The organism is Streptomyces sp. NPDC059649 (assembly GCF_042734445.1).
Classification (GTDB): Bacteria; Actinomycetota; Actinomycetes; order Streptomycetales; family Streptomycetaceae; genus Streptomyces.
In genome coordinates this window covers 260578-272113 of the sequence record NZ_JBHWDV010000003.1, presented here as the reverse complement: position 1 = coordinate 272113, position 11536 = coordinate 260578, and the positions used below count along the sequence as shown (strand labels likewise).

Below are 11536 nucleotides of genomic sequence, written 5' to 3'. Positions count from 1 at the left end.
TCTGCCCCTGCTCGTACGGCAGGATGGGCCCATGACGAGCGTGCGACAGGACGAGCCGGTGCGGCCGACGAAGCGGGACGAGGTGGCGGCGGCCGGCAGCGAGCTGATCGGAGGGCCGATCGGCCGGCATGCACTGCTCGGCACGAACTGGCTGACGCCGGTACGGGTCATCGCACTGGTCGCGATCGGGATGTTCGCGCTCGGCATGGTGCAGAAGCTGCCCTGCTACAACGGTGGCTGGTTCTTCGGCGCCACGAGCCAGTACACCCATGCCTGCTACTCCGACATCCCCCATCTCTACGCGGGCCGTGGCTTCGCCGACGGACTGATCCCGTACTTCGACCGGCTGCCCGGCGACATGGAGTATCTGGAATACCCCGTGCTGACCGGCGTCTTCATGGAGGTCGCCTCCTGGATGACGCCGCACAGCGGGGACCTCCAGTTCCGCGAGCAGATCTACTGGCTGGTCAACGCCGGGATGCTGATGATCTGCGCCGCCGTCATCGCGGTGTGCGTGACCCGTACCCACCGGCGGCGGCCCTGGGACGGCCTGCTGGTGGCGCTGGCGCCGGCCTTCGCACTCACCGCCACCATCAACTGGGACCTGCTCGCGATCGCCCTGACGGCCGCCGGGATGCTGATGTGGTCCCGCAGCCGCCCGCTGGCCGCCGGTGTCCTGATCGGTCTGGCGACCGCGGCCAAGCTGTACCCCGCGCTTCTGCTGGGGCCGCTACTGGTGCTGTGCTGGCGGGCGGGGGCCTGGCGCGCCTACGGCAAGGCGGTGGCGGGCGCGGTGGCGTCCTGGCTGGTGGTGAACCTGCCGGTGATGATCACGCACGATGCGACGGGCTTCCACATCCGTGAGGGCTGGGCGAAGTTCTACGTCTTCAGCCAGCAGCGGCCCATCGACTTCGGCTCGGTCTGGCTGCTGATCTCCCAGCGCACCGGCGCCACGCTGGAGAACGCCAACACCTACGCCACGCTGCTGATGATCCTGGGCTGCGGAGCCATCGGCCTGCTGACCCTCTGCGCGCCGCGCCGGCCGCGCTTCGCCCAACTCGCCTTCCTCGTCGTGGCGTTGTTCATCCTCACCAACAAGGTCTACTCCCCGCAGTACGTCCTCTGGCTGACGCCGCTGGCCGTGCTGGCCCGGCCGCGCTGGCGGGACTTCCTGGTCTGGCAGGCCTGTGAGGTCATGTACTTCCTCGGCATCTGGATGTACCTCGCGTACACCGGCAACGGTGACAAGCACCAGGGACTGCCGCCGGAGGGCTACCAACTGGCCATCGCGCTGCACCTCCTGGGCACCTTCTACCTGTGCGCGCTGGTCGTCCGGGACATCCTGATGCCGGAGCGCGACGTGGTCCGCAGGGACGGCGACGACGACCCGTCGGGCGGTGTCCTGGACCGCAGCCCCGATGCCTTCGTGCTCGGGCGGGCGTACCATCCGCCGCGCCATGCGGTGCACTTCGAGAAGGCACCACAGGTGCGCTGGGGCGTGGCACGCGACTGAGCCGGCCGGCCCCCACGCGACGGGCCCGGTGCCGCAGATCGCTTCTGCGGCACCGGGCCCGTCGTCCGTCAGGTGGGCTGCGGACCGGCTCAGCGGTCCACGAGGCGGTCGTACTGCGTGGTGGTGTGCCGCAGATGGGCCACCAGCTCCTCGCCGACCTGCGGCTGCGGCGCGTCGGCCGGCACGAACAGGATCGAGACCTGCATGTGCGGCGGCTCGGCGAACCACCGCTGCTTGCCGGCCCAGAGATACGGCGCGAGGTTGCGGTTGACGGTCGCCAGACCGGCCCGGGCGACCCCCTTGGCGCGCGGCATCACACCGTGCAGCGCCTTGGGCGCCTCCAGCCCCACGCCGTGCGAGGTGCCGCCGGCCACCACGACCAGATAGCCGTCGGAGGCCGCCTTCTGCTGGCGGTAGCCGAAGCGCTCGCCCTTGGCGACCCGGGTGACGTCCAGCACCGAACCGCGGTACTCGGTGGCGTCGTGGTCGCCGAGCCAGAGCCGGGTCCCGATCCGGGCGCGGAACCGGGTCTGCGGGAACTGCTGCTGGAGACGGGCGAGTTCATTGGCCTTGAGGTGGCTCACGAACATGGTGTGCAGCGGGAGGCGAGCGGCCCGCAGCCGGTCCATCCAGCCGATGACCTCCTCGACCGCGTCGGACCCGTCGGCGCGGTCCAGCGGCAGGTGGATCGCGAAGCCTTCGAGCCGGACGTCCTCGATGGCCGTGGCCAGCTTCGGCAGGTCCTCCGGCCGGACACCGTGCCGCTTCATGCTGCTCATGACCTCGATCACGACCCGGGCGCCGACCAGGCCGCCCACGCCCTCGACCGAGGAGACCGAGCGGATCGCCCGGTCGGGCAGCGGCACCGGCTCCTCGCCGTGCCGGAACGGCGTCAGGACGAGCAGGTCACCGCTGAAGTAGTCCTTGATGTGGGCCGCTTCGTAGGTCGTCCCGACCGCGAGAATGTCGGAACCCAGACGGGTGGCCTCCTCGGCGAGCCGCTCATGGCCGAAGCCGTAACCGTTGCCTTTGCAGACCGGGACCAGCCCGGGGAACTGCTGGAGAACGCTCTGCTGATGCGCCCGCCAGCGCGCGGTGTCGACGTAGAGGGTGAGCGCCATGGCCGGGCCCGGAACCTTTCTCGTGGCTGGGGTGTGTCAGGAGTACGGACGGTGCGGTGGAGCGGTCAGCGGCGGGACATGTAGATGTCGAGCGCCTTGTGCAGCAGCTTGTTGAGCGGGAAGTCCCACTCACCGAGGTACTCAGCTGCCTGCCCACCCGTGCCGACCTTGAACTGGATCAGACCGAAGAGGTGGTCGTTCTCGTCCAGCGAGTCGCTGATGCCGCGGAGGTCGTAGACCGTGGCGCCCAGAGCGTAGGCGTCCTGGAGCATCTTCCACTGCATGGCGTTGGAGGGCCGGACCTCGCGGCCGATGTTGTCCGAGGCGCCGTAGGAGTACCAGACGTGGCCGCCGACGACGAGCATGGTCGCCGCGGAGAGGTTCACGCCGTTGTGGCGGGCGAAGTACAGCCGCATGCGGTTGGGGTCCTCGCTGTTGAGGGCCGTCCACATGCGCTGGAAGTAACCGAGCGGCCGCGGGCGGAAGCGGTCGCGCTCCGCGGTGATCTCGTAGAGCCGCTGCCATTCGGCCAGGTCGTCGTAGCCACCCTGGACGACCTCGACGCCGGCCTTCTCGGCCTTCTTGATGTTGCGGCGCCACAGCTGGTTGAAGCCCTTGTGGACCTCCTCCAGCGAGCGGTCGGCCAGCGGCACCTGGAAGACGTAACGGGGCTGGACGTCACCGAAGCCGGCGCCGCCGTCCTCGCCCTGCTGCCAGCCCATGCGGCGCAGCCGGTCGGCCACCTCGAAGGCGCGCGGCTCGATGTGCGTCGCCTCGACGTCGCGGAGCCGCTTGACGTCCGGGTTCTGGATGCCCGACTTGATCGCGGCGGAGTCCCAGCGCCGGATGATCACCGGCGGGCCCATCTTCACGGAGAAGGCGCCCTGCTGCTTGAGGTGGCTGAGCATCGGCTGCAGCCAGTCCTCCAGATTCGGCGCGAACCAGTTGATGACCGGCCCCTCGGGCATATACGCGAGGTAGCGCTTGATCTTGGGCAGCTGGCGGTAGAGCACCAGGCCCGCGCCGACCAGCTCACCGCTCGCGTCGAACCAGCCCAGGCTCTCCGAACGCCATTCGGCCTTCACATCCGCCCAGGCCGGAACCTGCATGTGGCTCGCCGCGGGCAGGCTCTGGATGTATGCCAGATGCTGCTCTCGACTGATGGTCCTCAGGGTCAGGCTCATGCGGGGCGCTCCTCGGCAGGTGTGTCCCCTTGTTCGGGGCTCCGGCTCTCGCGCCGAAGCCTACTGTGACCGGGGAGCGCCCCGTCTGGGCCATACGTGCCGGGGCCCCGTATGCCGCAGCGGCACCGGGGCCGGGCGGCTATCCGATGAGGCCGCCGAAGAGGCCGCCGTGTGCCATGCCGAGGAAGAACCCGAAGCCGGATGCTCCGAGCCCGATGATCAACAGGAAGCGCTCACCCGTCGTCGACGAGATGAACTGACCCCACAGGCCGGTGCCGATTCCGACCAGGCCGACCCAGGAACTGACCAGATGCAGACTGGGAGAGAGAGTGGTGAAGGCGGCGATCGCGCCGAGCACCACGGTGACAAGGGCGAAGGTGTTCTCTACGGGATGGTCCTTGCCGTCGCTGTTGAGAAGCGAGAGCAGACTGCGCTGGATCCTGGCTGCCTGTGCCATGCGGCACCTCCGATGACAGGGGCGGCGCACTGTAACGCCGCTCACACCCATTGTGTTCCAGATTGGGGGGTGTACCGGGCGGATTTCAACCGGAAGACTTCAGGCAGGTACTGTGTACCGTCTGCGCCCATGTCTGTCCGATGACCGGTCCGGCTCGGCGCGGAACGCATATGACCCTCCTGCCACGGAACGACCGTGGCCGCTGAGTCCAAAGGAGGTGGGTTCACCATGCGTCACTACGAGGTGATGGTCATCCTCGACCCCGATCTCGAGGAGCGCGCTGTCTCCCCGCTGATCGAGAACTTCCTCTCCGTCGTCCGTGAGGGCAACGGAAAGGTCGAGAAGGTCGACACCTGGGGCCGTCGTCGTCTCTCGTACGAGATCAAGAAGAAGCCCGAGGGCATCTACTCGGTCATCGACCTGCAGGCCGAGCCTGCGGTCGTCAAGGAGCTCGACCGTCAGATGAACCTGAACGAGTCGGTCCTCCGGACCAAGGTTCTCCGTCCCGAGACCCACTGAACGCGTCAGCGTCCAGCGGTAACCGGGTCCGAGTAGCAGCAACACCAGCAGCCAGCAGCACACCCGCCGAGAGGTTCCCCTAATGGCAGGCGAGACCGTCATCACGGTCGTCGGCAATCTTGTCGACGACCCCGAGCTGCGCTTCACCCCGTCCGGTGCGGCGGTCGCGAAGTTCCGCGTCGCGTCCACCCCCCGCACCTTCGACCGCCAGACCAATGAGTGGAAGGACGGCGAGAGCCTGTTCCTGACCTGCTCGGTGTGGCGGCAGGCGGCCGAGAACGTCGCCGAGTCCCTTACGCGGGGCACCCGTGTGGTCGTCCAGGGCCGTCTCAAGCAGCGGTCGTACGAGGACCGCGAAGGCGTGAAGCGCACGGTCTACGAGCTCGACGTCGAGGAAGTCGGCGCGAGCCTCAAGAACGCCACGGCCAAGATCACCAAGACCAGCGGTCGCGGTGGCCAGGGCGGCGGCTTCGGCGGCGGTCAGGGCGGTGGCCAGGGCGGCCAGGGTGGCGGCGGCTGGGGCGGTGGCTCCGGCGGCGGCCAGCAGGGCGGCGGCGGTGCTCCCGCCGACGACCCGTGGGCGACCGGCGGACCTGCTGGCGGTGGCCAGCAGGGTGGCGGCGGTGGCTGGGGCGGCGGCTCCGGCGGTGGCTACTCGGACGAGCCGCCCTTCTAGGTCCGTATCGGCTCGGCACTGCGTTGTTTCACGTGAAACGGCGCCGTGAAACGGGCGGCGGCCTTGAGGGCGTCAGCACAAACTTCTTGAACTCACTGGAGAGAGACAATGGCGAAGCCGCCTGCTCGCAAGCCTAAGAAGAAGGTTTGCGTGTTCTGCAAGGAGAAGATCTCCTACGTCGACTACAAGGACACGAACCTGCTGCGGAAGTTCATCTCCGACCGCGGCAAGATCCGTGCCCGTCGAGTGACCGGCAACTGCACGCAGCACCAGCGTGACGTCGCCACGGCCGTGAAGAACAGCCGTGAGATGGCGCTGCTGCCCTACACGTCCACCGCGCGATAAGGGAAGGGTGACCGACAAATGAAGATCATCCTTACCCACGAGGTCTCCGGCCTCGGCACCGCCGGTGACGTCGTTGACGTCAAGGACGGGTACGCCCGTAACTACCTGGTTCCGCGTGGTTTCGCGATCCGCTGGACCAAGGGTGGCGAGAAGGACGTCGAGCAGATCCGCCGCGGTCGCAAGATCCGCGAGATCGCCACGATCGAGCAGGCCAACGAGGTCAAGGGCCGGCTCGAGGGCGTCAACGTGAAGCTGGCCGTGCGTGCCGGCGACGCGGGCCGCCTGTTCGGTTCCGTCACCCCGGCCGACGTCGCTGCGGCGATCAAGGCTGCCGGTGGTCCGGACGTCGACAAGCGCCGCGTCGAGCTGGGCTCGCCGATCAAGACCCTGGGCGCGCACCAGGTCTCCGTGCGTCTGCACGCCGAGGTCGTCGCGAAGCTGGGCGTCGAGGTCGTCGCCGCGTAATCGCAGCACCGAGTCGAAGGGCCGCACCCCGTCCTGGGGTGCGGCCCTTCGCCGTGCGGTCCGCGGTCGCCGGGGCGGACGGGCTCAGTCGTCGCCCTGGGCCCGCTTGTACAGCGCGGCGATGTCGTCGTCGAAGTACGCCGCGTACGAGACGTCGTCCTGGTCGCCGCCGCCTTCGTGGCCGCCGAGGACACCGATGACCGTGCCGGTGTGGCTCTTGGGGTCGTAGTCGGCCAGCCAGGGGCTGCCGCTCGTACCGCCCTCGAAGTCGGTGCACTGGATGCGCATCTGGGTGTCGCTGTACTTCGTGGTGCGGTTCTGGCAGGAGATCGGGGTGTCGCGGCTGGTGGGATAGCCGGTGATCTTGACTTCGTTGTCGAAGCCGCGGTCGATGCCGAGGGTGTTGCCGCCCAGGACGTCCTGGATGTTCTTGCCGTCCTTCTTGTCCAGGATAAGGAAGGCGACGTCGAGGTCCTCGTCCTGCGACTTGGCCCAGCGGTCGTCGAGGACCACCTTCTTGATCTTCCACAGCCCGGTGGGCTCGTCGCCGTCGCGGTAGTCGGGGGCGAAGACGAGGTCGTCGACCGTGTGCCCGGCCTCGGCGTCGAAGGCGCAGTGTGCGGCCGTGATCAGCATGTTCCGGCCCGGGCTCTGGACCACGCTCGCGGTGCAGAAGTGATCGCCGGAGTCGTTCTTCTCGAAGACCACGCCGACCCGGGCGTTCTGCTCGGTCCTGCGGGGGGTGTACGCGTTGCCGTCATCGGCCGGGGCGGTCGCGGCGGGGTCCTGGTCCTGCGGGTCCTGGCCCGACTCGCCGGACTTGCCGAAGCTGCTCCGCCCGCTTGCCCTGCTGCTCGTATCCGACTCGTCCGAGGCGTATCCCGCCACGGCAGCAGCCATGACGACGATGAACGTCATGGGCAGCAAGGACTTCCTGGCAAGCGCGCGCACCCCGTCATTATCGACATGCGCGGAGTGTTACGGGAGATGCTTCAACGGGAGGCTCCGGTCACAATCCACCGGCCGGACCGGGTGCGCAGCAAGAGCGTGAGCATGCGGACGGTCATCATCAGGGCCATGGCCCACCACAGGGTGACCAGACCACCGCCGAAGGCGGGTACGGCGAGCGCGACCGGAGTGAACAGCGCCAGCGTCAGCACCATCGCCCCGGCGAGATACGGGCCGTCCCCCGCGCCCATCAGGACGCCGTCGAGGATGAAGACCACGCCGGACACCGGCTGGGTCACGGCCACCACCAGGAGCGTGGTCAGCAGCGGGCCGCGTACGGCGGGGTCGGAGGTGAACAGCGGAATGAACAGCGGGCGGGCGAGCACGACCAGGAGGCCGAGGACCAGGCCCGAGGCGATGCCCCACTGCACCATGCGGCGGCAGGCGGCCCGGGCGCCGGCCCGGTCCCCGGCGCCGAGGTAGCGGCCTATGATGGCCTGCCCCGCGATGGCTATCGCGTCCAGCGCGAAGGCCAGCAGGTTCCACAGCGTGATCACGATCTGGTGGGCGGCGACCTCGGCGTCGCCGATCCGGGCGGCGATGGCGGTGGCGATCAGCAGCACCGCGCGCAGCGAGAGCGTACGGACCAGCAGCGGTACGCCGGCCTGGGCGGAGGCGCGGATCCCCGCCGCGTCGGGGCGCAGCGAGGCGCCGTGCCGGCGCGCGCCGCGGACGACGACGGCGAGGTAGACGGCGGCCATCCCGCACTGGGCGATGACGGTGCCCCATGCGGAGCCGGCGATGCCGAGGCCGGCGCCGTAGACCAGTCCGACGTTGAGGACGGCGTTGGCGGAGAAGCCGCCGAGGGCGACGTAGAGCGGGGTCCGGGTGTCCTGGAGGCCGCGGAGCAGGCCGGTGGCGGCCAGCACCATGAGCATCGCGGGGATGCCGAGCGCGCTGATGCGCAGGTAGGTCGTGGCGTACGGCGCGGCGGTGCCGGAGGCGCCGAAGGCTTCCACCAGCCAGGGGGCGGTGGGCAGCACGGTGGCGATGACCGCGGCGCCGAGCAGCAGGGCGAGCCAGATGCCGTCCATGCCCTGGCGGATGGCGGCGGGCAGGTCGCCGGCGCCGACCCGGCGGGCGACCGCGGCGGTGGTGGCGTAGGCGAGGAAGATGAAGACGGAGACGGCGGTGGTGAGCAGTCCGGCGGCGACGCCGAGGCCGGCCAGCTGGGGGGTGCCGAGGTGGCCGATGACGGCGCTGTCGACCATGACGAAGAGGGGTTCCGCGACCAGGGAGCCGAAGGCGGGCACGGCGAGGGCGATGATCTCGCGGTCGTGGCGGCGGGCGGTGCGCCGCGTGGTCGCGGGAGCCTGTGTCATGCACTCAATCTAATCTTCCACAGGTAAGAGATGCAAACCTATTGCAGTCCTTACTTTGCGTGGTCCGGCGCCGTCTTCTCCGTGCCGTTTGTCGCGATCTTGAACAGGCGGTGGAAGTTTTTCTCCCCCACAGCCTATGGATGAGAAAGTCGCAGGTCAGAGCGGTAGGGGCGAGGTGATTGTGTGCTTGTCCACAGAAGTTTCCCCCGCCCCGTGCACAGGATCCGGGGAGTTCTCCACAGCTGGAGGCCAGTCATCCACACGGCCTGTGGATAACCAGATTGGCGGACGGTGCCCGCGGGCCTACCGTGGTGCGGCGCCCGCCGCCCGTTTCCGGCCTGAGACCACGTCCGAACTCGACGCGCCGTAACCGGAGTCGGGCGTCTCGATTGTCAGAGCTGTGCCGTAAGAAGGAAGCGCACAGCAAGGTCCGCGCCGCGGACGGGAGGAGGTGCCGGGGTGAGCATTCCCGAGCCCATGGAGGACCCTTGGGCGGGCTCCGGCCCCAGCGACCTGCTGCCGGCCGCCCGCTCCCGGCGGTCCGACGGCAAGGGCCGCGGCCGCGGGGACCGGCCGGACCGCGACGACGACGGCGGTGGCTCCTGGTCCGGCGGCTTCGAGCGGGTCCCCCCGCAGGACCTGGACGCCGAGCAGTCCGTGCTCGGCGGCATGCTGCTGTCCAAGGACGCCATCGCGGACGTCGTCGAGGTCCTCAAGGGTGAGGACTTCTACCGCCCCGCCCATGAGCTGGTCTTCCAGGCGATCCTCGACCTCTACGCCAAGGGCGAGCCGGCCGACCCCATCACCATCGCCGCCGAGCTCACCAAGCGCGGCGAGATCGGCCGGGTCGGCGGCGCCTCCTACCTGCACACCCTCGTCCAGTCCGTCCCGACGGCCGCCAACGCCGAGTACTACGCCGAGATCGTCCATGAGCGCGCCGTGCTGCGCCGCCTGGTCGAGGCCGGCACCCGCATCACCCAGATGGGATACGCGGCGGACGGCGACGTCGACGAGATCGTCAACAGCGCCCAGGCGGAGATCTACGCCGTCACCGAGCAGCGCACCAGCGAGGACTACCTCCCGCTCGGCGACATCATGGAAGGCGCCCTCGACGAGATCGAGGCGATCGGCTCCCGCCAGGGCCAGATGACCGGCGTGCCGACCGGTTTCACCGACCTGGATTCCCTGACCAACGGCCTGCACCCGGGCCAGATGATCGTGATCGCCGCGCGGCCCGCCATGGGTAAGTCCACCCTCGCGCTGGACTTCGCCCGCGCCGCCTCCATCAAGAGCAACCTCCCCAGCGTGATCTTCTCGCTGGAAATGGGGCGCAACGAGATCGCGATGCGCCTGCTGTCCGCCGAGGCCCGGGTGGCGCTGCACCACATGCGCTCCGGCAGCATGACGGACGACGACTGGACGCGGCTGGCCCGCCGGATGCCGGACGTCTCCGCGGCGCCGCTCTACATCGACGACTCGCCCAACCTGTCGATGATGGAGATCCGCGCCAAATGCCGCCGGCTCAAGCAGCGCAACGATCTCAAGCTGGTGGTCATCGACTACCTCCAGCTGATGCAGTCCGGTGGCTCCAAGCGCGCCGAGAGCCGCCAGCAGGAGGTGTCGGACATGTCCCGTAACCTCAAGCTGCTGGCCAAGGAGCTGGAGCTCCCGGTGATCGCGCTCTCCCAGCTGAACCGTGGCCCCGAGCAGCGCACGGACAAGAAGCCGATGGTGTCGGACCTCCGCGAATCCGGTTCGATCGAGCAGGACGCCGACATGGTCATCCTGCTGCACCGCGAGGACGCCTACGAGAAGGAATCCCCACGCGCGGGCGAGGCCGACCTGATCGTGGCCAAGCACCGTAACGGCCCGACGGCCACGATCACGGTGGCCTTCCAGGGCCACTACTCACGCTTCGTGGACATGGCGCAGACCTGACGACGCACACCTCACGCCGGCGAGCGACGTCCGAGGGCCGGTGTTCTCGGCGAGGCGGCGGACGGTGGCGGTGGGCGGGGGTGCTGTGTCCGCGGCCGGCCGCACCGCCGGTGTGCTCAACCGCGTAGGCGGGTGGGGCCGCCTGGGCGGATACCGGTGTCCGGGCGGGCGTCCGCGTCCGGTCGGAGGTGGATGTCGAGTCCGCCCGTCCCCGGTGCCTCCACGCCCGGCAGCAGCCGCATATCGCGCCCGTAGTCACCGCCGTCGAGTGACCGGAACGGGACCGGTTCGTCCGTGAAGAGCCCGTCGAGGCGTTGCGTGAACTCCCGCTTTGCCGCTGCGACTTGCTCTTGCGATATGTCGTTCGCGCCGTACACCGCGAACGGTTCGAGCGGTGTCATGCCGGTGAACCAGAACAGGCCGTGCTGGAGCGGGTGGAGGACGTCGGCCAGCCGCCCGTGGATGCCCCGTTCGGAGAACGCGGACTCCCGGGCGCCGATCGTCACCGACACCAGCGCCCGCCGGCCCGCCAGGGCACCCTCGCTGTAGGGCGGCGGGACTGCCGGGCCGTACCCGAACCCGCTGGTGAACACCCGGTCCATCCAGCCCTTCAGCATGGCGGGCACCGAGAACCACCACATCGGGAACTGCAGGATCACCGCGTCCGCCCAGCGCACCTTCTCCTGCTCGGCCGCGATGTCGGGCGCCAGCCGCCCGGCCAGGGTGGCCTGCTGGGAGGCAGCCATCACCCGCAGCCGCTGGTCCGCGGCGTGGTCGGGGAAGTCATCGGCGTCCACCGTCGCCTTCCACTTCATGGCGTAGAGGTCGGACACCCGCACCTCGTGCCCGGCCGTACGCAGGTGATCGACCGCGGAACCGGTCAGAACGGCGTTGAGCGAACGGGGTTCCGGATGGGCGCTGACGACGAGGATCTTCTTCGGCTGCTGCGGTGTGGCTGCGGTCATGCGGCCACGTTCTCCTGTGCGCG

At 69.2% G+C, this 11536-nt stretch carries 12 protein-coding genes; 6 read left to right on the top strand and 6 right to left on the bottom strand.

Features of this window, described 5'->3' with window-relative positions:
• Positions 1-31: 31 nt before the first annotated feature.
• Complete coding sequence (locus ACFV1J_RS07050; protein WP_385856219.1) at positions 32-1513, top strand: glycosyltransferase family 87 protein; 1482 nt, start codon at positions 32-34, stop codon at positions 1511-1513.
• Positions 1514-1602: 89 nt separating this feature from the next.
• Here ACFV1J_RS07050 and ACFV1J_RS07045 read toward each other — a convergent pair whose 3' ends face one another.
• From ACFV1J_RS07045 to ACFV1J_RS07035, 3 genes are all read right to left on the bottom strand, one after another.
• Complete coding sequence (locus ACFV1J_RS07045; RefSeq protein WP_385856218.1) at positions 1603-2634, bottom strand: alanine racemase; 1032 nt, start codon at positions 2632-2634, stop codon at positions 1603-1605.
• A 65-nt stretch (positions 2635-2699) separates the two neighbouring features.
• Positions 2700-3818, bottom strand: coding sequence for a lipid II:glycine glycyltransferase FemX (locus ACFV1J_RS07040; protein ID WP_385856217.1), 1119 nt, complete (start codon positions 3816-3818; stop codon positions 2700-2702).
• A gap of 139 nt (positions 3819-3957) precedes the next feature.
• Positions 3958-4275, bottom strand: coding sequence for a hypothetical protein (locus ACFV1J_RS07035; RefSeq protein ID WP_385856216.1), 318 nt, complete (start codon positions 4273-4275; stop codon positions 3958-3960).
• Between the two features lie 228 nt (positions 4276-4503).
• Between ACFV1J_RS07035 and rpsF the strand changes: the two genes are divergently transcribed.
• The 4 genes from rpsF (at position 4504) to rplI (ending at position 6280) form a co-directional block, all read left to right on the top strand.
• Positions 4504-4794 (top strand): 30S ribosomal protein S6, encoded by a 291-nt coding sequence (gene rpsF, locus ACFV1J_RS07030; protein ID WP_006604399.1) that lies wholly within the window; start codon positions 4504-4506, stop codon positions 4792-4794.
• An 82-nt stretch (positions 4795-4876) separates the two neighbouring features.
• Positions 4877-5470, top strand: coding sequence for a single-stranded DNA-binding protein (locus ACFV1J_RS07025; protein ID WP_385856215.1), 594 nt, complete (start codon positions 4877-4879; stop codon positions 5468-5470).
• Between the two features lie 108 nt (positions 5471-5578).
• Positions 5579-5815 carry a 30S ribosomal protein S18 gene (gene rpsR / locus ACFV1J_RS07020; RefSeq protein WP_003978893.1) on the top strand — a complete coding sequence of 79 codons (237 nt, stop codon included), beginning with the start codon at positions 5579-5581 and terminating at the stop codon, positions 5813-5815.
• 18 nt (positions 5816-5833) lie between these two features.
• Complete coding sequence (rplI, locus tag ACFV1J_RS07015; protein ID WP_385856214.1) at positions 5834-6280, top strand: 50S ribosomal protein L9; 447 nt, start codon at positions 5834-5836, stop codon at positions 6278-6280.
• 84 nt (positions 6281-6364) lie between these two features.
• On the opposite strand, the gene ACFV1J_RS07010 is transcribed toward rplI, so the two are convergent.
• Positions 6365-7231, bottom strand: coding sequence for a trypsin-like serine peptidase (locus ACFV1J_RS07010; RefSeq protein WP_385856213.1), 867 nt, complete (start codon positions 7229-7231; stop codon positions 6365-6367).
• 41 nt (positions 7232-7272) lie between these two features.
• Complete coding sequence (locus ACFV1J_RS07005) at positions 7273-8610, bottom strand: MATE family efflux transporter (protein WP_385856211.1); 1338 nt, start codon at positions 8608-8610, stop codon at positions 7273-7275.
• A 459-nt stretch (positions 8611-9069) separates the two neighbouring features.
• Between ACFV1J_RS07005 and dnaB the strand changes: the two genes are divergently transcribed.
• Positions 9070-10548, top strand: a complete 1479-nt coding sequence (gene dnaB, locus ACFV1J_RS07000) for a replicative DNA helicase (protein WP_385856210.1) — start codon at positions 9070-9072, stop codon at positions 10546-10548.
• Between the two features lie 116 nt (positions 10549-10664).
• Here dnaB and ACFV1J_RS06995 read toward each other — a convergent pair whose 3' ends face one another.
• Positions 10665-11513 carry an NAD(P)H-dependent oxidoreductase gene (locus ACFV1J_RS06995; RefSeq protein ID WP_385856209.1) on the bottom strand — a complete coding sequence of 283 codons (849 nt, stop codon included), beginning with the start codon at positions 11511-11513 and terminating at the stop codon, positions 10665-10667.
• Positions 11514-11536: the final 23 nt, after the last annotated feature.